The sequence below is a fragment of the Blastococcus sp. SYSU DS0973 genome, from assembly GCF_054051055.1.
Genome location: NZ_JBJHAN010000002.1, coordinates 1 through 24,991, shown reverse-complemented (window position 1 = coordinate 24,991; position 24,991 = coordinate 1). Strand labels below are relative to the sequence as shown.

The 24,991-nt window shown below is 75.2% G+C and carries 26 protein-coding genes; 14 read left to right on the top strand and 12 right to left on the bottom strand.

Annotation, left to right across the window (positions count from 1 at the left end; genetic code table 11):
• Positions 1 to 13 precede the first annotated feature (13 nt).
• The 5 genes from csrA to ACI791_RS03875 all read left to right on the top strand — a co-directional run bounded on the left by csrA (position 14) and on the right by ACI791_RS03875 (position 3,607).
• A complete protein-coding gene (gene csrA / locus ACI791_RS03895; protein WP_456584837.1) occupies positions 14 to 310 on the top strand; it encodes a carbon storage regulator CsrA in 297 nt (98 codons plus the stop codon).
• Between the two features lie 199 nt (positions 311 to 509).
• Positions 510 to 1,016 carry a hypothetical protein gene (locus tag ACI791_RS03890; RefSeq protein ID WP_456584836.1) on the top strand — a complete coding sequence of 169 codons (507 nt, stop codon included), beginning with the start codon at positions 510 to 512 and terminating at the stop codon, positions 1,014 to 1,016.
• Between the two features lie 71 nt (positions 1,017 to 1,087).
• Positions 1,088 to 2,188, top strand: a complete 1,101-nt coding sequence (locus ACI791_RS03885; RefSeq protein ID WP_456584835.1) for a flagellar biosynthesis protein FliA — start codon at positions 1,088 to 1,090, stop codon at positions 2,186 to 2,188.
• Positions 2,189 to 2,495: 307 nt separating this feature from the next.
• A complete protein-coding gene (locus ACI791_RS03880) occupies positions 2,496 to 2,843 on the top strand; it encodes a hypothetical protein (RefSeq protein ID WP_456584834.1) in 348 nt (115 codons plus the stop codon).
• On the top strand, positions 2,840 to 3,607 hold the full coding sequence (locus ACI791_RS03875; RefSeq protein WP_347059491.1) for a hypothetical protein: 768 nt from the start codon (positions 2,840 to 2,842) through the stop codon (positions 3,605 to 3,607). The genes ACI791_RS03880 and ACI791_RS03875 overlap by 4 nt, the downstream gene beginning before the upstream one ends.
• Before the next feature lie 27 nt (positions 3,608 to 3,634).
• On the opposite strand, the gene ACI791_RS03870 is transcribed toward ACI791_RS03875, so the two are convergent.
• The 4 genes from ACI791_RS03870 to ACI791_RS03855 form a co-directional block, all read right to left on the bottom strand.
• Entirely contained in the window at positions 3,635 to 5,362 is a 1,728-nt protein-coding gene (locus ACI791_RS03870; protein ID WP_456584833.1) for an NlpC/P60 family protein, read from the bottom strand.
• A 566-nt stretch (positions 5,363 to 5,928) separates the two neighbouring features.
• Positions 5,929 to 6,120, bottom strand: a complete 192-nt coding sequence (locus ACI791_RS03865; RefSeq protein WP_347059494.1) for a hypothetical protein — start codon at positions 6,118 to 6,120, stop codon at positions 5,929 to 5,931.
• Between the two features lie 155 nt (positions 6,121 to 6,275).
• On the bottom strand, positions 6,276 to 7,577 hold the full coding sequence (locus ACI791_RS03860; RefSeq protein ID WP_456584832.1) for a citrate synthase: 1,302 nt from the start codon (positions 7,575 to 7,577) through the stop codon (positions 6,276 to 6,278).
• A 101-nt stretch (positions 7,578 to 7,678) separates the two neighbouring features.
• The gene (locus ACI791_RS03855) at positions 7,679 to 9,094 is read right to left on the bottom strand and encodes a class II fumarate hydratase (protein WP_456584831.1); all 1,416 of its coding nucleotides are present in this window, start codon (positions 9,092 to 9,094) and stop codon (positions 7,679 to 7,681) included.
• A 171-nt stretch (positions 9,095 to 9,265) separates the two neighbouring features.
• Here ACI791_RS03855 and ACI791_RS03850 point away from each other — a divergent pair, with 171 nt between their 5' ends.
• The gene (locus tag ACI791_RS03850; RefSeq protein WP_456584830.1) at positions 9,266 to 9,919 is read left to right on the top strand and encodes a hypothetical protein; all 654 of its coding nucleotides are present in this window, start codon (positions 9,266 to 9,268) and stop codon (positions 9,917 to 9,919) included.
• A 96-nt stretch (positions 9,920 to 10,015) separates the two neighbouring features.
• Here the strand turns inward: ACI791_RS03850 and glpX are convergent, their stop codons facing one another.
• Positions 10,016 to 11,068 carry a class II fructose-bisphosphatase gene (gene glpX, locus ACI791_RS03845; protein WP_456584829.1) on the bottom strand — a complete coding sequence of 351 codons (1,053 nt, stop codon included), beginning with the start codon at positions 11,066 to 11,068 and terminating at the stop codon, positions 10,016 to 10,018.
• A 131-nt stretch (positions 11,069 to 11,199) separates the two neighbouring features.
• Between glpX and ACI791_RS03840 the strand changes: the two genes are divergently transcribed.
• A complete protein-coding gene (locus tag ACI791_RS03840) occupies positions 11,200 to 11,829 on the top strand; it encodes a DUF4245 domain-containing protein (protein ID WP_456584828.1) in 630 nt (209 codons plus the stop codon).
• Between the two features lie 196 nt (positions 11,830 to 12,025).
• Positions 12,026 to 12,247: a hypothetical protein gene (locus tag ACI791_RS03835; RefSeq protein WP_456584827.1), complete on the top strand. Its 222-nt coding sequence runs from the start codon at positions 12,026 to 12,028 to the stop codon at positions 12,245 to 12,247.
• A 26-nt stretch (positions 12,248 to 12,273) separates the two neighbouring features.
• Here ACI791_RS03835 and ACI791_RS03830 read toward each other — a convergent pair whose 3' ends face one another.
• The 3 genes from ACI791_RS03830 to ACI791_RS03820 all read right to left on the bottom strand — a co-directional run bounded on the left by ACI791_RS03830 (position 12,274) and on the right by ACI791_RS03820 (position 15,162).
• Positions 12,274 to 12,495, bottom strand: coding sequence for an exodeoxyribonuclease VII small subunit (locus ACI791_RS03830; RefSeq protein ID WP_456584826.1), 222 nt, complete (start codon positions 12,493 to 12,495; stop codon positions 12,274 to 12,276).
• Positions 12,492 to 13,751: an exodeoxyribonuclease VII large subunit gene (gene xseA / locus ACI791_RS03825; RefSeq protein ID WP_456584825.1), complete on the bottom strand. Its 1,260-nt coding sequence runs from the start codon at positions 13,749 to 13,751 to the stop codon at positions 12,492 to 12,494. Before xseA ends, ACI791_RS03830 begins: the two co-directional genes overlap by 4 nt.
• A 103-nt stretch (positions 13,752 to 13,854) precedes the next feature.
• Positions 13,855 to 15,162 carry a hypothetical protein gene (locus tag ACI791_RS03820; protein ID WP_456584824.1) on the bottom strand — a complete coding sequence of 436 codons (1,308 nt, stop codon included), beginning with the start codon at positions 15,160 to 15,162 and terminating at the stop codon, positions 13,855 to 13,857.
• Between the two features lie 138 nt (positions 15,163 to 15,300).
• On the opposite strand from ACI791_RS03820, the gene ACI791_RS03815 reads away from it, so the two are divergent.
• Positions 15,301 to 16,266, top strand: a complete 966-nt coding sequence (locus tag ACI791_RS03815) for a 4-hydroxy-3-methylbut-2-enyl diphosphate reductase (protein WP_456584823.1) — start codon at positions 15,301 to 15,303, stop codon at positions 16,264 to 16,266.
• A 63-nt stretch (positions 16,267 to 16,329) separates the two neighbouring features.
• Here the strand turns inward: ACI791_RS03815 and ACI791_RS03810 are convergent, their stop codons facing one another.
• From ACI791_RS03810 to ACI791_RS03795, 4 genes are all read right to left on the bottom strand, one after another.
• Positions 16,330 to 16,989: a DUF6542 domain-containing protein gene (locus ACI791_RS03810; RefSeq protein WP_456584822.1), complete on the bottom strand. Its 660-nt coding sequence runs from the start codon at positions 16,987 to 16,989 to the stop codon at positions 16,330 to 16,332.
• Positions 16,990 to 17,222: 233 nt separating this feature from the next.
• A complete protein-coding gene (locus tag ACI791_RS03805) occupies positions 17,223 to 18,302 on the bottom strand; it encodes a DNA recombination protein RmuC (protein ID WP_456584821.1) in 1,080 nt (359 codons plus the stop codon).
• A 119-nt stretch (positions 18,303 to 18,421) separates the two neighbouring features.
• Positions 18,422 to 18,952 carry a methylated-DNA--[protein]-cysteine S-methyltransferase gene (locus tag ACI791_RS03800; RefSeq protein WP_456584820.1) on the bottom strand — a complete coding sequence of 177 codons (531 nt, stop codon included), beginning with the start codon at positions 18,950 to 18,952 and terminating at the stop codon, positions 18,422 to 18,424.
• Entirely contained in the window at positions 18,952 to 20,457 is a 1,506-nt protein-coding gene (locus tag ACI791_RS03795) for an AlkA N-terminal domain-containing protein (protein WP_456584819.1), read from the bottom strand. Before ACI791_RS03795 ends, ACI791_RS03800 begins: the two co-directional genes overlap by 1 nt.
• Before the next feature lie 152 nt (positions 20,458 to 20,609).
• Here ACI791_RS03795 and ACI791_RS03790 point away from each other — a divergent pair, with 152 nt between their 5' ends.
• From ACI791_RS03790 to ACI791_RS03770, 5 genes are all read left to right on the top strand, one after another.
• The gene (locus tag ACI791_RS03790) at positions 20,610 to 21,509 is read left to right on the top strand and encodes an ABC transporter ATP-binding protein (RefSeq protein WP_456584818.1); all 900 of its coding nucleotides are present in this window, start codon (positions 20,610 to 20,612) and stop codon (positions 21,507 to 21,509) included.
• Positions 21,506 to 22,348, top strand: a complete 843-nt coding sequence (locus ACI791_RS03785; RefSeq protein WP_456584817.1) for an ABC transporter permease — start codon at positions 21,506 to 21,508, stop codon at positions 22,346 to 22,348. The genes ACI791_RS03790 and ACI791_RS03785 overlap by 4 nt, the downstream gene beginning before the upstream one ends.
• Entirely contained in the window at positions 22,345 to 23,592 is a 1,248-nt protein-coding gene (locus ACI791_RS03780; RefSeq protein WP_456584816.1) for a sensor histidine kinase, read from the top strand. Before ACI791_RS03785 ends, ACI791_RS03780 begins: the two co-directional genes overlap by 4 nt.
• A complete protein-coding gene (locus tag ACI791_RS03775) occupies positions 23,589 to 24,236 on the top strand; it encodes a response regulator (protein ID WP_456584815.1) in 648 nt (215 codons plus the stop codon). Before ACI791_RS03780 ends, ACI791_RS03775 begins: the two co-directional genes overlap by 4 nt.
• A gap of 97 nt (positions 24,237 to 24,333) precedes the next feature.
• A partial coding sequence (locus tag ACI791_RS03770; RefSeq protein ID WP_456584814.1) for a DUF222 domain-containing protein occupies positions 24,334 to 24,991 on the top strand: 658 nt, incomplete at its 3' end.

Sequence of the window (24,991 nt, the reverse complement as noted above, 5' to 3'; positions counted from 1 at the left end):
TGGAGGGGTACACGTGCTCACACTCACCCGCAGCGTCGGCGAGACCATCCGCATCGGCGACGACATCGAGATCCACGTCGTCGAGGTGCGAGGCGGAACCGTGCGGCTGGGCTTCAAGGCCCCCCGCGAGGTCGCCATCCATCGCGAGGAGGTCTACCGGCAGATCGCCGAGGCGAACCTCCTGGCCGCCCAGGTCACCGCGGACACGCTCGGCGCCCTCGCGGCGTTCGCACCGGCGCCCCGGGCGGACGCGGACGCCGGCACCCCTGCCGCCGACGGCCCGGTCGAGGCGGCGCGCTCCCAGGACTGACACATCTGCACGGCTGCCGGGGGTTCACCTCGGCAGGCAGTGCCAATCTGACGGCGGCGCCGTCGTCGTGGGGCGCGACACGGGCAACTATTGCCGAAGCTCGACCCCGACAACTGCGTCGACACGGCGAGTTGTGTGCCGAGTTCGGTGCGTGCATGCGGCAGATTCCTCCCCAAGCAAGTGACAGGGGGCGATCAAGATGGCACGCAACGCATTCACCGCTTCGGCGGCCGGCGACCAGGCCGGTGAGCAGGAGTCCGTCGTGGTCCACGTGCAGCTGCGGCCGCGCCGCGGCGCGACCCGCAAGTGCCTCGCGGCGCTCGCGACGCTGGCCGCCGAGCACGACGACGTGGTCTTCGCCGTCACCGGCCTGAGCAAGGACGACCGCGTCGTCCGGGTGACCGTCGGGGTCGACCTCGGCCCCCGTACCGCGGTCGCGCGGTTCTCGCCGCAGGCGCAGGCGGCGTACGCCTTCGTCTCGGCGCTGTTCACCTCGCTGTACGACCACATGCCGGTCTACACGGCCGAGCCCAGCGGCGCCGAGCGCACTGCCGCCACCGCACTCCTCGAGCACGCCGCCGCGGGCGCCGCCCGTGCCGACGCGCTCCCCGTCGACGCCATCGACGCCCTCCCGGGCCAGTCGTCGCCGATCTCGCCCGTGCCCTCGCCGCGCCTCCCCGGCCCGGGGGAGCGCATCCCGGCCTGACGGCCTCCCGAGCGGTACGCCGGCGCCGGCCTACCCGGCACCTCTTCTTCCCCGTAGCGCCAGGAGTTCCCATGCCCGACCGCATCCCGAGCCAGCCGACCGCGGACGACCGGGCCCGCAACCGCCCGCCCCTGGTGTTCGGCGGCATCCCCGAGGCCGAGGGGTGGGCGCTGGCGCCCATCACCCCCCGCGACCGGGTTCACTTCCGCGTCGACCACGAGCTGCCGCTGGACGAGTTCTGCCGGGAGCTGCCCGACGGCGTCACGGTCAGCTACGACCAGGGCGACGGCCTCTACCGGGTCGACGGCGCCTGCGGCTCGGCCGCCGTGCTGGCCGACTGGATCAGAGCCTGGTGCTCCGGCCGCGGGGTGACCACGATCGGGCTGCGCGCCGAGACGGGGGTCCGCCGGCGCACCCCGCGCGACCTCCCGCCGGACTTCCTGGCCGACCTGTGCCGCCACTACGGGCCGGTGAGCCTCAAGCGGCTGCAGCGGAACATGAGCACGATCCGCCTGCACCTGCCCGACCCCGACGACCTGGGGCAGCAGGTGTTCGAGTGGGTGCTCAAGGCCGTGGCCCAGTACGACGAGACCAAGTCCGTTCCGTTCGGTGCGTTCCTCGCCACCCAGTTGTCCAAGTGGGTGCACGACCTGGGCCGCAACGCCCACGGGCGCACCGCCGCCGACACCGAGCACAAGCAGCAGAAGGCGATCGCCGCCTTCATGGCCGAGCACCAGCGGCGGCCGAGCGAGAAGGAGCTCGCCGCCTACATGGGGCAGAGCATCGCCACACTGCGCCGCAACTCCCAGACCGTCGCCACCCTCAACGGCCTGCGCAACCTGCAGTCCCTCGACGGCGCTCCCGAGGCGACCGAGATCCTGCTGCCCGACTCCGCCGAGGCGCCGGACGAGATCATGGGGGAGGCCGAGCAGACGCTGCTCTCCCACGCCCTCACCGCCGCCTGTGCCCCGGACCCCGACGCGCGCCGCGACCAGCGCGCTGGTCAGCCGAACGTCCTGGGCTGGGCGACGTGGTACCTGACCACCTGGGGCGGGCAGACCAAGACGCAGCTGTCGGCCGATCTCAACACCTCGGTGCGGAACATGAACGTCTACGCCGACCGGGTGGAGAAGGCCCTCAAGCACCGGCTGGCCGAGCTCGCCGACCAGTAGCGCCCCCGCCCCGTCGTGGACGGGACACCGAGATCCCGTGGGCCCGCACCTCCGTGCGGGCCCACGGGATCTTGCGCATCCGGGGTGCCCGGCCCGTCCGCCGGTGCCAGGGGTACGCGCGGGGCGGGACGTGCTGCCGCGTCCCGGGCGACCCCGCTCGCGGGTCGATCCCGGAAAAAGCGCCGGTGAGGGGTCCGTTGGTGCCTGCACCTGCCGATATCCACTGTGTGACGCCCCGTCCGAGCAACCGCCACCGCGCTGTCCCGGCGTCGCCGGCGACCGGACTGCGGAACCGGGACGACCTCCGGTGAGCGCGCTGCCGTCCGGGGACACCGGTGCGCCGGTCCTGCTCCCGCACTGGCTCGACGCCGCTGCGCGGACGCTGCTCGCCGACACCGTGCGGACCGCGCTGGGGGACCGGTCGGTGCACCCCGTCGCCGCGGTCCACCTGCAGGACGTCCTCACCGAGCTGCACGTGGCCGCTGCCCGCGAGGCCGTCTGGCCCGCGTCGACCGCCCGGGTCCGGCTGGCCACCGGCTGGGACGAGGACGTCCTGCCCGTCCGGCTCAGCCCGGCGGAGCTCGCCGGCGTCCTGGCGCTGCCGGACCTGCCCGACCGGCTCCGCGGTCTTCTCGACGCCCGGAGCCGCGCGTGACCTCGAGCCTGTTCGGCACCGCGCCGTCCGCACGCCTGCTGCACCGCTTCCGGGCGGCCCCGGTCGAGGTCGTCGACCTGCACGACGTCGCGGCCGAGCTGCTGCCGCGCCTGGCTTCTCCTCGGCTGCAGCTCGACCTCGTCCGGCGCCCGGGTGCCGGGACCGTGCTCCACCTGGAGGAGGACGAGCGGGTCCAGCGGGTGTCGCTGACCGATCTCGCCGACGACATGAGCCGCGCCGGGGTCCCGGGCACGGCCGCGGGCATCGCCGCCGCGCTGCGGACCTGGGTGGCCCGCCGCCCGGTCACCGATGCCGCCGCGGCCACCGCCGGGGTCGCCGTGCTCGACTGGGCCGACGGCTCGGAGACCTCGATCGGCTGGACCGTCGTCGTGGTGCGGGGGGAGCTGGCGCTGCCGTGGGCGCCCTCGCCGGCGGCGCGCACGGCGGAACTGCACCGGGTCCGGTCCGCGGCCACCGGCCGGGCGCACGACGTCCGGCTCGAGCTGCGGGTGGAGGGTCCACTGGCGCTCTGGTCGCACCGCACCGTGCCGGTGCTGGCCTCGGCCGCGCTGGTGGCTCCCGAACTGCTCCTGCACCGGATCGCCGGGGCGGGCCTGGCGCTGCCCGACATGCACGTCGTCGTGACGCCGCACCGGCCGGTCGCCTGCGCGGGGCCCGGCGTCGCCCGGCGGCTGGCCGGTCAGGCCAGTGACGCGAGCGTCACGCTGCCCTGGCGCCGCGTCGTCGACCTGCCCTGGATCTGAGCGCGGGTCCCGCGTTCCGCACAGGGCTCAGGAGATGTGGCCGTACTCCCAGTGCCACGGCTCGGGCTTCTCGCCACCGGGGCTCGCCCAGTCGGGCTGCACGAACCCGAAGCGGCCGGCGTTGGCGGTCATCCAGGTCCACTGCGGCGTGCCGGCGACGTTGACCCCGCCGCCGAGGTCGACCGCCAGTGCCCAGCCGTGGTTGGACGCCCCCGGGACGGCGGCGAGCCCCGGCTTGGCGTAGAACGCCGCGACCTGCGCCCCGAGGGACCGGTACGAGTCGGTGATCCGCAGGGGGACGCCGAACTCCTCCGTGAACGCCGCGTCCAGCCGGGCGTAGGAGGCGGCCGCGTCGCAGCGCAGCGCGTGGCCGGCGATGCCGAGCCGGCACAGCGCCTCGGCGGGGATGCGGCCGTTCTCCCAGCCGCCCCACCGGGGGCTCACCGGGCCGGGTTGCGGCAGCGGGGCGCCGCACGCGCCGGTCCCGCCGCCGGCGGGGAGCGCGGGGTTGGCTGCGCCGGGTGCGGGCGCGGTGACCCGCACGGCCGACGAGCTGGCGGCCATCGCCCGCACGGCCACCTGGTAGGACGCCGCGGAGGCGCCGACGACGTCGCCGTCGCCGACGTAGATGCCGACGTCCTGGCCGCCGGGGGGGAAGACCAGGTCGCCCACCTGCACGTCCCGGGTGGGTACCACCGCGCCGGAGGCCCACTGCGCCTCGGGACTGCCCGGCAGCGCGTATCCGGCGAGCAGCCAGGAGGCCGCGGTGAACCCACCGCAGTCGTAGGTCTCCGGCCCGGCGGTGCCCGGCAGGAAGGGCTTGCCCAGCTGGGAGAGGGCGTTGCTCACGGCAGCCACCGTCTCGGCGGGGAGGACGGTTACCGGCTCGTTCCCGATGACCGCCCAGGCCACGCCCGGCACGGGTCGGCCGTCGGCGTCGAGCGCCGGGGACATGCCGGCCGGAAGGCTCGTGAGGTCGGTCAGCGCGGCCGCGGGGGGCGGCGCGATGCCGGCGGCGGCGAGCCGGCCCAGGTACTCCTGCCAGCGGCGCGTCGCCGCGGCGTTGCGTTCCTGCTGCGCGCCCGCGGCTCGGGCGGTGCCCAGGGCGGCGAGCCGGCCGGACACCTCGGGGCTGAGGTCGCCGACCTCGGCGCGCACGGCGGACAGGACGTCGGCGGCGCGCCGGTCGGCGGCCACCGCGGCGGCACGCGCATCGGCCACGCGGGCCACGGCCGCCTCGAGCCGGGCGGCGCTGCGGGCGGCCTGGACGACGTCGGCCGAGCGGTCCGCCCCGGCGCGGTCGGCGAGGGCCTGCTGGTACAGCACGCCGGGGGTCGCCTCGGCGTCGTGCAGGTCGAGTCCCAGCACGGGGTAGCGGCCGATTGCGTCGGCCCGGTACAGGTCGGCCGCTCCGGCGCCGACGGCCTGTTGCCGGGTGGCGAGCTCCTCGCGCGCGGCCTGCTCGGCGGTGAGCGCATCGGTGAGTCGGGTGCGCCGCAGGGCGACCTCGCCGGCCAGCCGCTGGTAGCGGTCGGCCTGCTCCAGCAGCGAGCTGCGGGCGCTCAGCGCCAGCGTGGTCGGGTCGAGCGCGGAGCCGGCGCCGCCGGGAGCCTGCGCCCCGGGCAGCAGCAGGGCCAGCGCAGCGGGGACGAGCAGCGCGCTGGTCGCGACCACACCGAGGCGCGTCGACCAGGTGGAGCCGGTGCGCTTCCGGCGGGCGGCGCGGATGCGGCCACGGGCCCGCCCGCGGCGCACCGCGGCGCGACCGGCGGCCGGGCGCCCGCGGCCGGTCGCACTCCGGGACGGATCCGGGCCTGGGGCGCCGGAGCGAGCGGCGACGGCTGCGCGGGCCGCGGCCAGCTGCTCGGGGGTGACGCCGCGACGGGCGGCGGCGGCCTGGCGCAGGGCCAGTGCCTGCCGCAGCGCCGTGGCCTCCGCCGGGGTCAGGGGCGGTCGGGCCGGGGCGCGCTTCGCACCCGTCGCCGACCCGGCCGGGCGAGCGGCGGCCGTGCGGCGGGGAGCGGTGCGAGGGGCGGCAGCACGGGCGGCGGCGTCGCGTGCGGCGGTGCCGCGGGTCGAGGTTGTCCGGGTCGGGGACGCCGGTCCCGACGTGGTCGCACGCGTGGACGTACGCGAAGCGGCCACTGCGTCCCCCGGGCGATCTGGTCCTGACGGATGGGGCTCCTGGTGCCGTTGTGGTCAGGAGCTCTCGCACATCCATCGACACGCCGTAGGAGACGCTTGAAGAGCCGGTCTCCGGAGGGCACCCGTTCGGGGTGGGGTGGACCTCGGAGGAAGACAGGGGGCGCCAGGCGCGCGCCTCAGGGCGCCCACCAGGCGCCGTGCCGGTGCTCGAGCGGGATCCGCAGCTCGCCGCCGTCCTCGGTCGAGACGACGAACTCCAGCTTGGTGATCCGAACGGGGGCGCCCTCACCGTCGGGCTCCAGGAACCGGCCGGTCGCCAAGGGCATGGGCGGCAGGACGAGGAGATCCTCGTCAGGGGGCTCGGCCATGCGCGGTCCTTCCGAGAGCGGGGGTCCACCCACCGTAGGGATCTCGCCCCGGAACGCAACGGGCCGGGTGACCCCGGAGGGTCACCCGGCCCGGTTCGGCCCCGTCCCGGGGCTCGCCCCGAGCCTGCCGGAGGCGAGGAGGACGGGGTGCTTCCTCAGCGGGCGTCGACGGGTACGTAGTCCCGTTCGGTCGCGCCGGTGTAGAGCTGCCGGGGGCGCCCGATCTTCGTCGTCGGGTCGGCGATCATCTCCCGCCACTGCGCGATCCAGCCGGGCAGTCGGCCGATCGCGAACAGCACGGTGAACATCCGCGTCGGGAAGCCCATCGCCTGGTAGATCAGCCCGGTGTAGAAGTCGACGTTCGGGTAGAGCTTGCGCTGGATGAAGAACTCGTCGTTCAGCGCGATCTCCTCGAGCTGGCGCGCGAGGTCGAGCAGCTCGTTGTTGCCGCCCAGCTTGTCCAGCACGGTGTCGGCCGTCGACTTCACGATGGCCGCGCGGGGGTCGTAGTTCTTGTACACCCGGTGCCCGAAGCCCATGAGCTTGACGCCGGGCTCCCTGTTCTTCACCCGCTCGACGAAGCGCGGGATGTCCCCGCCGTCGGCCCGGATGGCCTCGAGCATCTCCAGCACCGACTGGTTGGCGCCGCCGTGCAGCGGGCCGAAGAGCGCGTTGATGCCCGCGGACACGGAGGCGAAGAGGTTGGCGTGCGAGGAGCCGACCAGCCGGACCGTCGAGGTGGAGCAGTTCTGCTCGTGGTCGGCGTGCAGGACGAACAGCATGTCCAGCGCCTTGGCGAGGTCGGGGTCGACGTCGTAGGGCTCGGCCGGGAACCCGAAGGTCATGCGGAGGAAGTTCTCCACCAGGCCCAGGGAGTTGTCCGGGTACAGGAACGGCTGCCCGACCGACTTCTTGTACGCGTAGGCCGCGATCGTCGGCAGCTTCGCGAGCAGGCGGAGGGTGCTGATCTCGACGTGGTCCTCGTCGAAGGGGTCCAGCGAGTCCTGGTAGAAGGTGGACAGCGCGCTGACGGCCGAGGAGAGGACCGGCATCGGGTGGGCGTCCCGCGGGAAGCCGTTGAAGAACTGCTTCAGGTCCTCGTGGAGCAGCGTGTGCCGGCGGAGCTTGCCGTCGAACTCCGCCAGCTGGTCGGCGGTGGGTAGCTCGCCGTAGATCAGCAGGTAGCTGACCTCCAGGAAGCTGGACTTCTCCGCCAGCTGGTCGATCGGGTACCCGCGGTAGCGGAGGATGCCGGCGTCGCCGTCGATGTAGGTGATCGCCGACGTGCAGGCGGCGGTGTTCACGAAGCCGATGTCCAGCGCGACCTTGCCGGTCGTCGCCAGCAGCTTGCTCGTGTCGATGCCGTCGGCGCCCTCCGTCCCGGTTTTCACGGGGAGGGGGAGCTCGCCGCCCGGCCAGCGCAGGGCTACGTCTGGGGTGCTCGCTGTCTCGGTCATCGGGGACGACGCTAGCGCCCCTGCGCCCCGATCGCGGCCCGGGTCGGCGCGCGGGAACGGGAGGGAGACCGATTCGTGTCCCTCCCGCTCCCGCGCGACCGTCAGGGGTGGGTCATCGAGAGGACGTCGAGCGCCTCGTCGAGCTGCTGCTCGGTGAGCTTGCCCTGCTCGACGTAGCCGCGCTCGACGACGACCTGGCGGATCGTCTTCTGCTCGGCCAGCGACTGCTTGGCGACCTTGGCGGCCTCCTCGTAGCCGATGTACTTGTTCAGCGGCGTGACGATCGAGGGGGAGGACTCGGCGTAGGTGCGGCACTGCTCGACGTTGGCGGTGACGCCGTCGACGCAGCGGTCGGCCAGCAGCCGGCTGACGTTGGCCAGCAGCCGGATCGACTCGAGCACGTTGCGGGCCATCAGCGGCAGCGTCACGTTGAGCTCGAAGACGCCGGTCGTGCCGGCGTAGGTGACCGCGGCGTCGTTGCCGATGACCTGGGCGCCGACCTGGATGACCGCCTCGGGGATCACCGGGTTGACCTTGCCCGGCATGATCGAGCTGCCCGGCTGCAGGTCGGGGAGCTGGATCTCGCCCAGGCCGGTGCGGGGGCCCGAGCCCATCCACCGCAGGTCGTTGGCGATCTTGATCAGCCCGACGGCGATCGTCTTGAGCTGCCCGGACGCCTCGACCAGCGAGTCCCGCGAGCTCTGCGCCTCGAAGTGGTCGCGGGCCTCGGTGAGCGGCAGCTCCATCTGACCGGCGAGCTTCTCGATGATGGCGGCGGCGAACCCGGGCGGGGTGTTGATGCCGGTGCCGACGGCGGTGCCGCCGAGGGGCAGCTCGCCGATGCGGGGCAGTGAGGCCTCCAGCCGCTCGACCCCGTAGCGCACCGCCGCGGCGTAGCCGCCGAACTCCTGCCCGAGCGTGACCGGGGTGGCGTCCATCAGGTGGGTGCGGCCGCTCTTCACGACCTCGGCGAACTCCTCGGCCTTGCGCTGCAGCGAGGCCTCGAGGTGCCGCAGCGCCGGGATCAGCGTGACGACGACGGCCCGGGTGGCGGCGATGTGGATCGCCGACGGGAAGACGTCGTTGGACGACTGGGAGGCGTTGACGTGGTCGTTCGGGTGCACCGGCGCGCCGAGGGACTCGGTGGCCAGCGAGGCGATGACCTCGTTGGTGTTCATGTTGCTCGACGTGCCCGAGCCGGTCTGGAACACGTCGATGGGGAAGTGCGCGTCCCAGTCGCCGCGGGCCACGGCCCCGGCGGCCTCGGTGATGGCGTCGGCGATCGACCGGTCGAGGACGCCGAGGTCGGCGTTGACGGCGGCCGCCGCGCCCTTGATCGCCGCCAGCGCGCCGATCAGCTCCCGCTCGATCGGGGTCCCGGAGATGGGGAAGTTCTCGACGGCGCGCTGCGTCTGCGCCCGCCACTTGGCCCAGGAGGGAACGCGGACCTCTCCCATGGAGTCGTGCTCGATGCGGAAGTCTCCGCCGTCCTGCGCTGCGCCGTTCTGCTGGGCCACGCTGTGCTCCCGGTGGTGTGGATGGTGACAGTGCTCCGCACGGGACCCTAGATCCCCGTGGGGGACCGGGTCGGTTCCGCCCTCCCTGCGGCCCGCCGAGGAAGGCCCTGAGCGCCGGCGCACCTGCGCCGTCGACGGTGCCGCTCCGGCACGAGTCCTGAGGAGGGCCTCATGTCCCAGCCGCCTCTCAGCCCGGACCCCGGCGGCGCGCCGTCCCCCCAGGAGCCGGCGGCTGCCGGCTGGCCGCCTCCGGGAGGCTGGGCCACCCCCGCGGCGCAGCCGGTGCCGGACCGGGCGTCGACGACGTCCTGGCGGCCGCCGGTGCCGGCCGCCGCGCCGGTACCTGCCGCACCGTCCGGGCGCGGCCGCTGGGCGGTCGCCGGTGCGGCCCTGGGCGGGCTGGCCGTCGGTGCCGTGGCCGCCACCTTCCTGGTGAGCGCGGTCTTCATCGGCAGCGCCGAGGACATCGGCCGCGCGATGGCCGAGGAACTGACCCCCGGCCTCACCGAGGGCATCCGCCAGGGGATGGCCGACGGCGCCCAGGACCAGATGGACGCCGCCATGGGCATGCTGGACCAGAGCATGGGGTGGTACGCCGGCACGCCCACCGGTCCGGTCGACCAGTTCCCGCCGGTGGAGCCCGGGGACCTCGGCCCCGACGGTGCCCTGGACACCTATGCGCAGACCTGCTTCGACGGCGAGCTCCAGTCGTGCGACGACCTCATGTACGAGTCGCCGCCGCTGTCGGACTACGAGGAGTACGCCAGCACCTGCGGTGGCCGGGTGAAGCCCTACGCGGTGATGGCCTGCACCGAGCTGGAGTGAGCGCGGGCGCCCTCGCGGCGGTCGGAAGCCGTGCCCCGGCCCTCCTGCAAGGGCCCGCGGCGAGCCTGCGAGCGCTGGGTGCAGGAGAGTCCTTCCTCAGTTCCGGTCGAAGGGCACAGCGGAGTAGGCGCGCAGCTTCTCCAGCGAGTGCAGGCTGTCGATCGAGCGGATCGTGCCCGAGCGGGAGCGCATGACCAGCGACTGGGTCGTGCAGCCGCCGGCGCTGTACCGGACCCCACGCAGCAGCTCGCCGTCGGTGATGCCGGTGCCCACGAAGAAGACGTCGCCGCGCACCAGGTCGTCGATGTGCAGCACGCGGTCGAGATCGTGGCCCGCGTCGAGGGCCTTCTGCCGCTCGTCGTCGTCCTTGGGCCACAGCCGGCCCTGGAGCGCGCCGCCCATGCACTTGAGCGCGCAGGCGGTGATGATCCCCTCCGGGGTGCCGCCGATGCCCAGCAGCAGGTCCACGCCCGTGCCCTCGCGGGCGGCGGCGATCGCACCGGCGACGTCGCCGTCGGTGATGAACTTGATGCGGGCGCCGGCATCCCGGACCTCCTGCACCAGCTGCTCGTGGCGCGGCCGGTCGAGGATGCAGACGGTGACGTCGCCGACCGAGCTTTTCTTGGCCTTGGCGATGCGGCGGATGTTCTCCGCGACCGGCGCGGTGATGTCGACGACGTCGGCCGCGGCCGGGCCGGTGGCCAGCTTCTCCATGTAGAAGACCGCCGACGGGTCGTACATGGCACCCCGCTCGGCGACGGCCATGACCGCGATCGCGTTCGGCATGCCCTTGGCCATCAGCGTGGTGCCGTCGATCGGGTCGACGGCGACGTCGCACTCCGGCCCCTGGCCGTCGCCGACCTGCTCGCCGTTGTAGAGCATGGGCGCTTCGTCCTTCTCGCCCTCGCCGATGACGACGACGCCCTTCATGCGCACCGTGCCGATGAGCGCGCGCATCGCGTCGACCGCCGCGGCGTCACCGCCGTTCTTGTCGCCGCGGCCGACCCAGCGCCCGGCGGCCATCGCGGCCGCCTCGGTCACGCGCACCAGCTCCAGCGCCAGGTTCCGGTCGGGCGCGGGGCGGTCGTTGGCGAAGCCGTGCCCGGCCGTCGTCGAGGGGAGGGGGCCATCGGGAAGGGGCAGCGACACGGGACCTCCTGGTTGGGCCACCGGGTGGTGGCGGTGCCCCGGCCCGGCCGTGCCCGACGTGTACGCGCCGGGCGGATGCTGCGTGGGCGCTGGGCGGCGGTGGGAAAGCGCTCGCCTGCGATCCTAGGGGCATGACCGGAATCGGCCCGACGAGCCAGCGCCCCCAGGTCCCCCACCACGCGGCGGCCCCCGGGGCGGAGGCGCCCCCGCCGCCGTCGGCGGTGCAGCGCGCCAACCGGCTGAGCGCGGCCAACATGCTGCGCTCGCTGCTGCCCCTGGTGCTGATCTGCCTGCTGATCGTGGGCTGGGTCTCGATCAACAACGACCCGGGGGACCCGGTGCGCGAGATCGACCCGAGCAGCACGATCCAGCTGGCCCAGTCCCGGGCGGAGTACCCGGTGCTCGTCCCCGACGGGCTGGGGAAGGGGTACCGGCCGACGAGCGCGCGCACCGATGCCGGCGACGCCTCCCCGGGCGACGCGGTCACTCTGCAGATCGGGTACCTGACCCCCTCCGGCGACTACGCGGGCTACGTCGTCACCGACGCCGCTGACGCCGAGGCGGTGGGCGCGGTGCTCGACGGGGCGACCGAAGCCGGCGCGGTCGAGGTGGACGGCGAGCAGTGGACCCGCTCGACGACCGAGCGCGGCGAGACGGCGCTGTCACGGGTGGCCGACGGCGTCACGGTGGTGGTCACCGGATCGGCCGCTGACGACGAGCTGACCGCGGTCGCGGCCGCGGTGCGGCCCTGGTCCGGCTGACCGCGCGGTCGGGGGTCGCAAGGTCACGACATGGTGACTCCCCGGTGCGTCCCCGCGCCGCGGCGTCCCCGCGGCGGGAGGGTGGCGGGATCGACCAGTGACCCGACCGCCCGAGGAGTGCCCGATGCCGCCACGCGAGGAATGCCCACGCAGTGATCACCGGGCCCCGGCCGACGGGGGGTCGTGCGCCTGCGGCATGGTCACCCGGATCCCGGTGGCCCGGGCCGCAGGTCCGACCGACGTGCGCGACGTGCTGGCCCGCTGCCTGGACGAGGAGACCGCCGGCGCGCTCGCCGGGGTCATCCCCTCCGGTGGTCGAACGCCGGAGCTGCAGCAGCGCATCGAGCGGGTGCTGGCGGCCCTCGCCGACGCCGGGCTCGTGGTCGCCCCGGACACCCGGCTCCGTCCGCCGGCCTGAGCCGGCGGTTCCGGGTGCCGGGCGGCTCAGGCGTCGTCGGCGGGCGCGGCTGCAGCCAGGCGCTCGCGGGCGCGGTCGAGCCAGTGCTGGCAGAGGCGGGCCAGCTCCTCGCCGCGCTCCCACAGGGCCAGCGACTCCTCCAGCGTGAGGCCGCCGGCCTCCAGTCGCCGGACGACGTCGGCGAGCTCCTCGCGGGCCTGCTCGTAGGTGGTCGTCGGCTCGGGGGCGCTCTCGTCGGTGACGCTCATGCGGGGTCCTCCTGAGGGGTGGGAACGGCATCGGCGTCGGGGGCTGCGGCCCGATCGACGCGCACGGGGAGCCGGCCGCCGGCGACCCGGACCCGCAGCAGCTCGCCGTCGGCCACCTGGGCGGGGTCGCGCACCAGCGCACCGTCGGCCTGCTGCACCAGGGCGTAGCCGCGCTCCAACGTGGCGGCGGGGCTGAGGGCGGACACCCGGGCCCGGGCGTGCTCGAGGTCGCGCTCGGCGGCCTCGACGCGATGGGTCAGCGTCCGGCGCGCCCGGGTGCGCAACGCGAGGACGTCGTCCTCCCGGCCGTGCAGCAGCCGGTCGGGGGAGGCGAGCACGGGACGGGTGCGCACGGAGTCCAGCCACCGCTCCTGCTGCTCCAGCCGCGCGACCACGAGGTGCCGCGCGCGGGCGCGCAGCCCGTCGACCAGGCGCCGCTGCTCGCCGATCTCGGGCACGATCCGGTGCGCGGCGTCGGTCGGGGTGGCGGCCCGGACGTCGGCGGCGTGGTCGACCAGCGTCGTGTCGGTCTCGTGCCCGACCGCGGTGACCACCGGCGTGCGGCAGCTCGCGATCGCCCGCACCAGCCCCTCGTCGGAGAAGGGCAGCAGGTCCTCGACCGAGCCACCGCCACGGGCGACGACGATGACCTCGACCGCCGGGTCGGCGTCGAGCTTCCGCAGGCCCTCGATCACGTTGCCCGCCGCCTGCGGGCCCTGGACGGTGCAGTTGTGCATGGCGAAGCGCACCGCCGGCCAGCGTCGGCGGGCGGTGACCAGCACGTCCCGCTCGGCGGCGCTGTCCCGGCCGGTGATCAGACCGACCACCCGGGGGGCGAAGGGCAGTGGCCGCTTGCGGGCGGGGTCGAACAGGCCCTCGGCGGCGAGCAGGCGGCGGATCCGCTCGATGCGGGCCAGCAGCTCACCGAGGCCGACCGCCCGGATCTCCGTGGCCCGCAGCGAGAACGAGCCGCGGGCGACGTAGTAGTCCGGCCGGGCCCGCACGACCACCCGGGCGCCCTCGGTGAGCTCCAGCCCGGGCCGTTCGGCGATGTCGCGGTGGCAGGTGACCGGCACCGACAGGTCGGCGGCCGGATCGCGGAGGGTGAGGAAGACCGTGGCCGCGCCGCTGCGCCGGGACAGCTGGGCCACCTGGCCCTCGACCCACACCTCGCCGAGCCGGCCGATCCAGTCGGCCACCTTCCGGGCCACCGTGCGCACCGGCCAGGGGGACTCCGGGGTGGACGGGGCGGTCATGTCCCGAGCGTGTCAGACGGGACCGACAGCAACCGGACGCCCCCTGCCCCGCCCCGGCCCGTGCCAGGGCCCGCTGTGAGCAGTGGGGGCAGAGGGTTTTTCCTCAGGCGCCGCCGCGGGGGGCCAGCGGGCTGGACTCGACCGCCTGCTCCTCGAGCTTCTCCAGCCGGTTGCGCAGCATCCGCAGGTACGGCTCCCGGGCGCGGGTCGCCTGCTCGTAGGCGAGGAGGTCGGACACGGTGTTCAGCTGGTAGCCGCGGAGGCGGCCGCGCAGCTGGGCGATGGAGAAGCTGTCGTAACCGTCGACGGGCGCGGCCCCGGCTGCCTGAGCGCCGGAGACCTCGCTGCCGCCCTGCGGGTCGTCGGTCGGGGAGTCCGAGGTTTCGCCGACGGCGTCGACGGTCGCGCCCTCGGCGATCGCGGCGTCGGTCTCGTCGGTGTCGGCCGGGCCCTCGTCGGTGCGCACCCCGGTGGCCGCGGCGACGGGGGTGCCGCCCTCGTCGACGGCGACGTCGGGCCCGGCGTTCGTGCCGGTGGCCGCGGTGTCGGTGTCGGAGATGTCGGTGTCGGAGGTGTCCCTGTCGGAGGTGCCGGCGACGCTGCCGTCGGTCGTGGCCACGGTCTCGTCCGCGCCGGTCTCCTCCGCCGGGGCCTCGACGGCCGCGACGCCCTCGTCGGTGATCGCCGCGTCGACCGTCGCGATGTCACCCTCGGGGGTGAGCACGTCGACGGAGGTGGACGTGGCGACGTCGGCCGTCGCCTCCGTGTCGGCGACCGCGGGCGCGGGGTCGGACTCCAGCAGGGCCGCCTCGAGGGCGTCGGCGTCCTCGGTGACCACCGCGTCGCCTGCGGCCGGCGTCAGCGGGTCGGTGTCCGGGGTCGCCGGCACCGCCTCGTCGATGGCGAGCTCGTCGAGCACCTCGTCGGTGGTCAGTGCGTCGGCCGCCGGCAGGTCGGTGAGGGACTGCTGGGCCTCGTCCGCGCCGTCGGTGAGCTCCTCGGCGCCGTCGGCGAGGTCCTCCACCAGCTCCTGGCTGAGGTCGTCGATCGCGGCGACGACGGCGTCGGCGGCCGGGTCGTCGGGCAGGTCGGCCACCTCCTCGTCGGTGATGGTGCCGGCGTCGCCGACCCGGTCGAAGGCCGAGCCACGGAAGCCCGCGGCGGGCGCCTCGTCGTCGTCGAACGTCGCCATGCCCGGTTCGGCGTCGCCACGCAGCCCGACGAGCAGCTCGTCGCCGCGGGCGACCAGCCCGGCATAGGTCTGCTGCACCTTCATCGCGTGCTGCATCGCCATGCCGATGACGCGCACCGGCAGGCCGGGCAGGGTCTCGGGCAGCTTCCGGGCCTCGTCCAGCACGGTGGCCGCCAGACCGGCGGCAGCGCGGACAACCTCGGGGATCTCACGGGCCATGGGGCACAGCGTGCCCCAGAACGTTCCGACCGACACCCGGTGTGTGCGAATACACCCCGTGGTGCGGCCCCGCACAGGGCCCCGTCGCGAGCTCGCGAGTGACGGGGGCCACAGGCTCCTTCAACTACCATGGGGGCCATGGCTGATCAGCGCGGACGTGTCCTGCTGGCCGATCCCCGGGGGTACTGCGCCGGCGTGGACCGGGCGGTGGTCGCCGTCGAGCGCGCCCTGGAGATCCACGGCGCGCCCGTGTACGTCCGGAAGCAGATCGTCCACAACAAGCACGTGGTGGCGACGCTCGAGCGCCGTGGTGCGATCTTCGTGGACGAGACCGACGAGGTGCCCGAGGGCTCGGTCGTCGTCTTCAGCGCGCACGGGGTCTCCCCGGCGGTGCACCAGGAGGCGGCCGCCCGGCAGCTGCACACCATCGACGCCACCTGCCCGCTGGTCACCAAGGTGCACCAGGAGGCCAAGCGCTTCGCCCGCGACGACTACGACATCCTGCTGATCGGTCACCGCGGCCACGAGGAGGTCGAGGGCACCTCCGGGGAGGCCCCGGCCCACATCCAGCTCGTCGACGGCCCCGAGGACGTGGCGAACGTTCAGGTGCGCGACCCGGAGAAGGTCGTGTGGCTGTCCCAGACCACGCTGTCGGTCGACGAGACGCTGGCGACGGTGGACCAGCTGAAGAACCGGTTCCCGGGGCTGCAGTCGCCGCCGAGCGACGACATCTGCTACGCCACCCAGAACCGGCAGCAGGCCGTCAAGAAGATGGCCGGTGAGTGCGATCTGGTGCTCGTGGTCGGCTCCACCAACTCCTCGAACTCGGTCCGCCTGGTCGAGGTGGCCCTGGAGGCCGGGGCGCGCGACAGCCACCTCGTCGACTACGCCGCCGAGATCGACCCGGCCTGGCTCGAGGGCGTCGGGACCGTGGGGGTCACCAGCGGCGCCTCGGTGCCCGAGATCCTGGTCAGCGAGGTGCTGGACTTCCTGGCCGCACGGGGGTACCCCGACGTCGAGACGGTGAAGGCGGCCGAGGAGCGGCTGGTGTTCGCGCTGCCGCACGAGCTGCGCAAGCGCCGCGGCGAGCCCGTGGCGGACTGATCCGACGACGACGAAGCCCCGGTCGCGCTCAGCGCGGCCGGGGCTTCGTCGTGCCAGGAGAGGTCAGCGGCGGGTGACCAGCCGCACGAGGGACAGCACCACGGCGACGGCGGTGGCGACGGCCATGGTCGGGAAGCCACGCACGAGCAGCGTGGCCATGGTCGGCAGGTTCAGCGTCGCCGAGGGGGCGAGGCTGATGTTGGCCACGGCGACCAGCGTGAACACCAGCGGCGGCGCGACGACGACGGAGAGCAGGTCCCGCTTCCGGACGAGCAGCGTGGCGATCGAGATGCCGGCCGACAGGGTGACCAGCGTGATCATGCCGAGGCCCATGCCGACGAAGGAGTCGACGGCGCAGCCGGCGAGGGTCAGCAGGAAGACCCCGAGGACGGCGACCGAGCCGCGGAGGCGGCTCTCCCGGGCGCCGTCGGGGGAGGCGGTGCGACCCCGGCTGCTCTCCTGGGCCGCCCGCGCGGCGGCGGGTCGGCCGTCCACCGGTTCCCGCCGGCGGGTGCCGGCGGGCGGCCGCGCGTAGCGGTCGTGGGCGTACCCGTGCTCAGCGGCGCGGAGGCGCTCAGCGGCCCGGCCGGGCGCCGGCACGGGTGGGCGCGACGGGCGGCCGGTGCGCTCGTCGCCGGAGGAGGCGCGCGGTGCCCGTGCGGGGTGCGGCCGTTCGGGGCGCCTGCCGCCCTGCCATGCGCCTGCCGTGCTCGCCGTGGCCATGGCGCACCTCCGTCCCGCTCCGCAGGGCGACCCGACTGGCCGACCTCCAGGGCAACGGTAGCGACCCGAGCTGGGAGTTCGTGGGAAGACGGCACCGCGTTCCCAGGAGCCGGTGGGAGGCCAGTCACGCCCCGTGGTGGGTGTGACACGGGGGGCGGACGAGCCCCGCCTCTCGGCGCCGGCAGGGCGCGCCCGGGAGCCGGCGTGCCGCTCAGCCGGACACGCGCTCCGGCTCAGCCGGACGTTCCGTCGCGCTCCTGCCCGGCGACGTCCGGCCGACCGAGGTCGTCGGCGGGCCGGAGGGTGCGGATCGTCGCCTCCACCTCGACCGGCTCGGGTACGGGCGACTCGGCGATGCCGAGGTCGTCGAACCGCCGGGCGGCGGTCAGCACCGAGCGCTCGTAGGAGCCCACCGTCTCGTTGTAGCGGCTCAGCGTCGTCGACAGGGCCGAGCCCAGACGGGTGAGGTGCCCGGACAGCGTGCTGAGGCGGGCGTGCAGGCGGCGGCCCACCTCGAGCACCTGGTCGGCGTCGCGTGCCAGCCGCTCCTGCCGCCAGGAGTAGGCCACGGTGCGCAGCAGCGCCAGCAGCGTGCTGGGCGTCGCCAGGACGACGTCGCGGGCGAACCCGTACTCGAGCAGCCCCGGCTCCGCCTCCAGGGCGGTGGTGAGGAAGCCGTCGGACGGCACGAACAGGACGGTGAAGGGCGCCGCCGGGCGGAAGGCGGTCGGGTAGCGCCGGGCGGCCAGCGCGTCGACGTGGGCGCGCAGCTGGCGGGCGTGCATCGCGACGCGCTCGGCCCGCACCGCCCGGTCCTCGGCCTGCACGGCCTCGATGTAGCCGGTGAACGGGACCTTGGCGTCGACGATCACCTGCCGCCCGTCGGCCAGGGTGACGACGAGGTCGGGGCGGACGCCGGCGCCCTCGTCGTTCGTGCCGGCCGGCTGCTCCACGAAGTCGCAGTGCTCGAGCAGCCCGGCGACCTCCACCACCCGCCGCAGCTGCACCTCGCCCCAGCGGCCCCGGACGTGCGGCGTGCGCAGTGCGGTGACCAGCGCCGCCGTCTCGTGCTTCAGCTGCGCGGACGCCTGGCCCACGCTGCCCATCTGCTCCCGCAGCTCCCCGTGGGCGGTCGCGCGGGCCCGCTCCATGCCGGCCAGCAGCCGGTGCAGGTGGTCCAGCGACTCGTGCACCGGTTCGAGCCCGGCGTCCGCCGGCCGCCGGCGGGCTTGCAGCGTGACGACGCCGAGGGTGATCGCGGCACCCAGCAGCGCGCCGAGGAGGAGCCCGAGGAGCAGGGAAGCGGCGTCCATGCCGTGGAGGGTGCCGGAGGCGACCGACAGTTCCGGGCAAGGGTCCGGTTCGTCAGCGCGTCCCGTCCCCTTCGAGGGCGCCGCCGCGGGCGGGCGGGCGGTGGCAGGGAGGTCCTTTCTCAGGCCGGGACCGGTGCGTGCTCCGCCTCGTGGTCGAGCAGCCAGCGCTTGACCGGCGTTCCCCACCGGAACCCGCCCAGCCCGCCGTCGGAGCCGAGCACCCGGTGGCAGGGGACGAACAGCGCCGTGGCGTTGCGGGCGCAGGCGTTGGCCGCGGCGCGCACCGCGGCCGGGCGGCCGCAGCGCGCGGCGAAGGCGGCGTAGGTGTCGGGCCGGCCGGCGGGGACGGTCCGCAGGACCTCCCACGCCTCCTGGAGGAACGGCCCGGACCGCTGCTGGACGACGACGTCGTCGATCGCGGCGACGTCCCCGGCGACGAAGGCCTCCACCGTGTCGAGGACGGGAACCCGGCCGACCGGGGCGGACGCGTCCGGCCGCAGGGCCGGGTGGACCACGGCGAGCAGGTCGGCGACATCGGCGGTCCAGCCGCTGGCGAGGACGAACTCCCGGCCGTCGTCGTCGATCGTCACGACCGCGGTGAACGGGCCGGCCGGGGTGGCGGTGGTCGCGTGGCGGGCGGGACCGGTCATCAGGCACTCCTTGGGAGGGCAGGGGGAGGGAAAGCGGCGGGAGCCGGGCGGGTGAACAGGGACGGCACGGCGAGCGCCCACAGGTGGAGGACGGCGTAGGAACTCCAGGGCCGCCACCGGGTCGCGGCGTCGGTGTCGCTGCTGCCCAGCGCGGCGAGGGACCTGCGGAGGGCCAGGTCGCCCGGGAGCCAGACGTCCGGGTCGGCGAGCCCGCGCAGGCCCACGAGGGCCGCCGTCCACGGGCCGATGCCGGGGACGGCGAGCAGCGCGTGCCCGGCCTCGGCGCGCTCCGCGCCGGGTCCGAGGGTGATCGTCCCGTCGGCCAGGGCGGCGGCCAGCGCGTGCACGGTGCGCCGCCGCGCGCGGGTGAGGCCGACCGCGCCGAGGTCGGCGGCGGTCAGCGCCTCCGGGCGCGGAAAGGCGTGGGTCAGGGTGCCGACCGGCTCGGCCAGCGGGGTGCCGGCCGCCGCGACCAGGCGGGCGGTCAGGGTGCGTGCACCGGCGACCGACACCTGCTGGCCGAGCACGGCGCGCACGGCCAGTTCGTCGGCGTCGGGCGAGGCCGGCACCCGCCGTCCCGGGGCAGCGGCGACGAGGGGGGCGAGCGCCGGGTCGGTGGCCAGGACGTCGTCGACCGCGGCGGGGTCGGCGTCCAGGTCGAGCATCCGGCGGCAGCGGCTGACCGCGGCGCCGAGGTCGCGCAGGTCGGTGACCCGCAGCCGGGCACTGACCGCGGCCGCGCCGTCGGGTGCGGGGGAGAGCCGGACCACCGCGGGACCGTGCGGCAGGTCGAGCACCCGGGAGAAGGTCGTTCCGTCCCACTCCTCCAGGCCCGGGACGGCGTGCGCGCTCAGGAAGAGCAGCACCTCGTCGGCGGCGTACGGGGCGCGTGCGGCGAGCCGGAGGGAGAGCCAGCCGGGTGGCCCCCCGTGCGTGCCACGCCGGCTGCGGCGCAGCTCGCCGGGGGTCGCGGCGAACACCTCGCGCACGGTGGCGTTGAACTGCCGGATGCTGGAGAAGCCGGCGGCGAAGGCGACGTCGGCCATGGGCAGGTCCGTCGTCTCGACGAGCACCCGCGCGGTCTGCGCGCGCTGGGCGCGGGCCAGCGCCAGGGGGCCCACGCCCAGCTCGCCGACGACCAGCCGGTGCAGCTGGCGCTCGGAGTAGCCGAGCCGGGCCGCCAGCCCCGGCACGCCGGAGCGCTCGACCTGCCCGTCGGCGATCAGCCGCACGGCGCGGGCGACGGCGTCGGCGCGCACGTCCCACTGCGGGGAGCCCGGCGCGGCGTCGGGCCGGCAGCGGCGGCAGGCGCGGTAGCCGGCGCCCTGGGCCGCGGCCGCGGTGGAGAAGAAGGAGACGTTCCGGGCCAGCGGCGTGCGCGCGGGGCACGACGGCCGGCAGTAGATCCCCGTGGTGCGCACCGCGGTGAAGAACCAGCCGTCGAAGCGCGCGTCCCGGCCGGCGACGGCGCGGTAGCAGCGCTCCTGGTCCAGGGGTTCGCTCACGACGTCGAGCATGCCAGTGCCGGACGACGGTCTCCGGCGGTTTTCGGACGCCGCCGTGGGTCGACCTCCGCGGTGGTGATCCACCGATCGGTGGACGGCGGATCAGCGCTTCGGTCGTCCTCCCCGGCCCGTCTCCCGGCCAGGGTGGGTGCATGACGACGACCGATGAGGCGCCGGCCCTGCCGGGTGCGGCGTCCGGCGATCGACCGGCCGTGCGCGTGCGCGGCCTGGTCAAGCGGTACGGAGGGCGGGCCGTCGTGGACGGCGTGGACCTCGACGTGCGGCGGGGCGAGGTGTTCGCGCTGCTGGGCCCGAACGGGGCGGGCAAGACCACCACGGTCGAGATCCTCGCCGGGCTCCGTCGGCGGGACGGCGGATCGCTCGAGGTGCTGGGGAAGGACCCGGCCGGGGCCGATCGGCGCTGGCGGGACCGTGTCGGCGTGGTCGGGCAGAGCACCGGCGCCGGCGACGCGCTCACCGTCGGGGAGACCGTCGGCCACTACGCGCACTACCACGCGACCCCGCACGACAGCGCCGAGCTGCTCGACGCGGTGGGGCTGTCGGGGACGGCGGGCACCCGCGTCGACCGGCTCTCCGGCGGGCAGCGGCGGCGGCTGGAGGTCGCGCTGGGGGTGCAGGGGCGGCCGGAGCTGCTGTTCCTCGACGAGCCCACGACCGGGCTCGACCCGGCCGCCCGCCGGCAGTTCTGGACGCTGATCGAAGGGCTGCGCGACCGCGGCACGACCGTCCTGCTGACCACGCACTACCTCGACGAGGCGGCGCACCTGGCCGACCGGGTCGGGGTCATCGCGGCGGGCCGGCTGGTCGAGGTGGCCACGCCCAGCGCCCTCGGTGCCGGGCTGCGGCAGGAGGCGACCGTGCGCTGGACCGAGGACGGCGCCGCGCGCGAGGTGGTCACCACCGCGCCGGCCGGCGTCCTGCGCGATCTGCTGGCCGCGACCCCCACCGGGGAGATCCCCGACCTCACCGTCACCCGCCCCGGCCTGGAGGACGTGTACCTCCGGCTCGTCTCCGAGGGAGCGCCCCGATGACCGCCCTGCTGCCCACCCCGGCGCCGCCCACCCAGCGTCCGGCGCCGCCGAGCGCCGTCGCCATCGGGTGGGCCCGGGTGGCCCTCGAGCTCCGGTTGTTCGTCCGCGACCCGGGCCAGCTGGTGTTCTCCTTCGCCTACCCCGTCGTGATGCTGGTGATCTTCGGGTCGGTCTTCGGCGGCCAGGAGGTGGCGCCGGGGGTGGACTTCCGGCAGTACTTCCTGGCCGGGATCGCCGCGACGGGGGTCATGCTGACCAGCTTCCAGGCCGTCGGCATCGCGATCACCGAGGAGCGCGACCGAGGCGACCTCGTGCGGCTGCAGACGCTGGGCACCCCGCCGCTGGCGTACGGGATCGGCAAGGCCGGTCAGGTCCTGCTCACCACCGTCGTCCAGCTGACCGTGCTGCTCGCGGTGGCGGCGACGGTCTACGACGTGCCGATGCCCGACGACGCCGGCCGCTGGCTGACCTTCGCCTGGGTGGCCGTGCTGGGCATCCTCGCCGGCACGGTGATCGGCATGGCGGTGTCGTCGTTCGTCGGCAGTGCACGGGCCGCGGGGGCCGGCATCCCGGCGGTCGCCGTCGTCCTGCAGTTCTTCTCCGGCGTCTTCTTCGTGTACTCGGAGCTGCCCGGCTGGATGCAGCAGCTCGCCGCGGTGTTCCCGCTCAAGTGGATGACGCAGGGGATGCGCTCGGTCTTCCTGCCCGACGCCGCCGCGGTCGCGGAGCCGGCGGGCAGTTGGGAGCACGGGACCACTGCCGCGGTGCTGGCCGCATGGGTGATCATCGGCGTCGTGGTCTGCGTCCGAACCTTCCGGTGGCGACGGAACGCCGGATGAGCCTGCGCCACCGGCTCGGCGTCGCCTTCCTCCCTCCGGCTGAGGAGGAGGGGGGCGCTGAACCGCTGTCCGAGAGCGGGTGGCGGGCGACCGTCGTCGGGATGCACGTCATCTCAGCGGCGTTGTGGACGCTGGCCGTGGCGACGGCGGTCGCCGACCACGACGGTGGGCGGCTGGCCGCCGTCCTCGGGGTGCTGGCGGCGTTCGCGGTGGCCTACGTGCTGGCCGGCGCGCCGGCGCTGAGCGGCAGCGCGCCGGTCCGTGCGGTCGGGTACCTGTCGGTGCTCGTCGCCGGGTTCTGCGCGCTCGGCTTCCTGTCACCGCAGCTGTTCTTCCTGCTGTTCCTCGCCTATCCGCAGGTCTGGTTCGTGGTGCACGGCCGGATGACCGGCGTGGCGTGGACGGTAATGCTGGCGGGCGCCACCGCCGTCGGCCCGCTGGTGCGCGCGGTCTCGGGCGAGCTCGCCCGGGAGGTGTTGCTGCAGACCGGCATCAGCCTGCTGTTCAGCCTGGCGCTGGGGCTGTGGATCAGCCGGGTGCTGCACCAGAGCGCCCACCGCGCCGAGCTCATCGAGCAACTGGAGCGCACCCGTGCGCAGCTGGCCCGGGCCGAACGCGAGCGCGGCGTGCTGGCCGAGCGCGAGCGGCTGGCCCAGGAGGTGCACGACACCCTCGCGCAGGGCTACACGAGCATCGTCGTCCTGGCGCAGACCGCGGTCGCGCAGCTCGCCACCGACCCGCCGGCCGCCCGTGACCGGCTCACGCTGATCGAGGAGGTCGCGCGGGAGAACCTCGCCGAGGCGCGCGCCATGGTGGCCGCGTTCCGGCCGGTGGCGCTGGACGGCTCGACGTTGATCGAGGCACTGGCCCGGCTGGCGGAGCGGTTCGGCCGGGAGACCGGGCTGTCGGTGCGCGTGGACACCGCCGCGCTGGCCGGTGGGCTGGCGCTGCGCCGCGACGAGGAGGTGGTCCTGTTGCGCGGGGCGCAGGAGGCCCTGACCAACGTGCGCCGGCACGCGGCGGCGCAGGCGGTGGTCATCCGGGTGTCGGTGGTGGGCGGCGAGGGGGCGCGGCAGGTGTCGGTGCACGTGGAGGACGACGGGGTCGGTTTCCACCCGTCCCGCGCGCGGGGATCGGGGCTCGAGGGGCTGCGCGACCGCGCCTCCTCCGTCGGCGGGGAGGTCGACGTGGTGTCGTCGCCCGGCGAGGGCACGCGGGTGACCGTGCGGGTGCCGGCCTCATGAGCGGAGGCACCGGAATCCGGGTGGTCGTGGTCGACGACCACCCCGTGGTCCGGGGCGGCCTGGTCGGGTGGCTCGACGCACAGCCCGACCTCCATGTGGTCGGGGAGGCGGGCGACGGGGCGGAGGCGCTGGCGCAGGTGGCCGAGCAGGAACCGGACGTCGTCCTCATGGACCTGCGCATGCCGCGCATGGACGGCGTCACCGCCATCGTCCGGCTCGCGGCGGCGCACCCGGCGGTCCGGGTGCTGGTGCTCACCACCTACGACACCGACGCCGACATCGTGCGGGCGGTCGAGGCAGGTGCCACCGGCTACCTGCTCAAGGACACGCCCCTGCCGCAGCTGGCCGAGGCGGTCCGCGCCGCTGCCCGCGGCGAGACGGTGCTGGCGCCCCCCGTGGCCGCCCGGCTGGTGTCCCGGATGCGGGCGCCGGCGGTGGACGCGCCGACCGCGCGGGAGCTGGAGGTACTGGGCGGGGTGGCCCGTGGGCTGACCAACGCGGAGATCGGCCGGCAGTTGTTCATCGGGGAGGCGACGGTGAAGACGCACCTGCTGCGGGTGTTCGCGAAGCTCGGGGTCGACGATCGGACGCGGGCGGTGCTGGTCGCGGTGGAGCGGGGGTTGCTGCCCTCGCCGGGGCGGTGACCGCTGGGCTCGTCGAGGACCTCCTCCGATCCGTGGACGAGCCGCTCACCTGGGGATTCGTCCTGCGTCGGCGGCGGGCGGGCGGTATTCTTCGTACATGCGTTCGACGGGTGGGTCCGAGGTGCTGAGCCGGTTGGCGGCCGCGCTGGACGACCTGGCCGCCGAGGAGCTGGCGGGCCGGTTCGGCCCGGAGTTGCTCGACCGGCTCGGTGGCCTGTTGACCGCGTCGAACCGGCTGGCCGCGCAGGTGGCGCGCACGGTGCGGAAGTGCGAGCTGTCCCAGGCCGCCGAGCACGACGGGCTGAAGACGATGGCCTCCTGGCTGCGCGGCCACGCCGGGTTCTCGGCGGCTGCGGCGTCGCGGTTGGTGGGTTCGGGGCGGGCACTGGCGGAGCTGCCGGCGGTCGCTGCCGCGGCGGTGGCCGGTGCGGTGTCGGCCGAGGCGGTGGCCGCGGTCGCGCCGGTCGCGGCGCCGGAGCACCTGGCCGCCGCGCAGGCGCAGGGCGTCGATGTGGCGGGGGTGGATGCGGCGCTGGCGGAGGTGGCGGCGACCCAGCCCTACGCCGAGCTGCGGCAGGTGGTGCACCACTACCTGGCCCGGCTCGACCCCGACGGACCCGAACCCGATCCGACCGAGCAGCGGTCGCTGGTGATCGTGCAGCACGCCGACGGATCGGTGTCCGTGCGCGGTGAGCTCGACGCCGTCGGCGGGGAGAGGCTGCAGGCCGCGGTCGAGTCGATCACGCAGGCCACCC

What these genes read in the sequence shown, in the direction of transcription:
- ACI791_RS03890 (WP_456584836.1), top strand. Translation starts at nt 510, where the DNA reads ATGGCACGCAACGCATTCACCGCTTCGGCGGCCGGCGACCAGGCCGGT.
- ACI791_RS03885 (WP_456584835.1), top strand. Translation starts at nt 1,088, where the DNA reads ATGCCCGACCGCATCCCGAGCCAGCCGACCGCGGACGACCGGGCCCGC.
- ACI791_RS03865 (WP_347059494.1), bottom strand. Translation starts at nt 6,120, where the DNA reads ATGGCCGAGCCCCCTGACGAGGATCTCCTCGTCCTGCCGCCCATGCCC.
- ACI791_RS03860 (WP_456584832.1), bottom strand. Translation starts at nt 7,577, where the DNA reads ATGACCGAGACAGCGAGCACCCCAGACGTAGCCCTGCGCTGGCCGGGC.
- ACI791_RS03850 (WP_456584830.1), top strand. Translation starts at nt 9,266, where the DNA reads ATGTCCCAGCCGCCTCTCAGCCCGGACCCCGGCGGCGCGCCGTCCCCC.
- ACI791_RS03840 (WP_456584828.1), top strand. Translation starts at nt 11,200, where the DNA reads ATGACCGGAATCGGCCCGACGAGCCAGCGCCCCCAGGTCCCCCACCAC.
- ACI791_RS03835 (WP_456584827.1), top strand. Translation starts at nt 12,026, where the DNA reads ATGGTCACCCGGATCCCGGTGGCCCGGGCCGCAGGTCCGACCGACGTG.
- ACI791_RS03830 (WP_456584826.1), bottom strand. Translation starts at nt 12,495, where the DNA reads ATGAGCGTCACCGACGAGAGCGCCCCCGAGCCGACGACCACCTACGAG.
- xseA (WP_456584825.1), bottom strand. Translation starts at nt 13,751, where the DNA reads ATGACCGCCCCGTCCACCCCGGAGTCCCCCTGGCCGGTGCGCACGGTG.
- ACI791_RS03820 (WP_456584824.1), bottom strand. Translation starts at nt 15,162, where the DNA reads ATGGCCCGTGAGATCCCCGAGGTTGTCCGCGCTGCCGCCGGTCTGGCG.
- ACI791_RS03815 (WP_456584823.1), top strand. Translation starts at nt 15,301, where the DNA reads ATGGCTGATCAGCGCGGACGTGTCCTGCTGGCCGATCCCCGGGGGTAC.
- ACI791_RS03810 (WP_456584822.1), bottom strand. Translation starts at nt 16,989, where the DNA reads ATGGCCACGGCGAGCACGGCAGGCGCATGGCAGGGCGGCAGGCGCCCC.
- ACI791_RS03805 (WP_456584821.1), bottom strand. Translation starts at nt 18,302, where the DNA reads ATGGACGCCGCTTCCCTGCTCCTCGGGCTCCTCCTCGGCGCGCTGCTG.
- ACI791_RS03800 (WP_456584820.1), bottom strand. Translation starts at nt 18,952, where the DNA reads ATGACCGGTCCCGCCCGCCACGCGACCACCGCCACCCCGGCCGGCCCG.
- ACI791_RS03790 (WP_456584818.1), top strand. Translation starts at nt 20,610, where the DNA reads ATGACGACGACCGATGAGGCGCCGGCCCTGCCGGGTGCGGCGTCCGGC.
- ACI791_RS03785 (WP_456584817.1), top strand. Translation starts at nt 21,506, where the DNA reads ATGACCGCCCTGCTGCCCACCCCGGCGCCGCCCACCCAGCGTCCGGCG.
- ACI791_RS03780 (WP_456584816.1), top strand. Translation starts at nt 22,345, where the DNA reads ATGAGCCTGCGCCACCGGCTCGGCGTCGCCTTCCTCCCTCCGGCTGAG.
- ACI791_RS03775 (WP_456584815.1), top strand. Translation starts at nt 23,589, where the DNA reads ATGAGCGGAGGCACCGGAATCCGGGTGGTCGTGGTCGACGACCACCCC.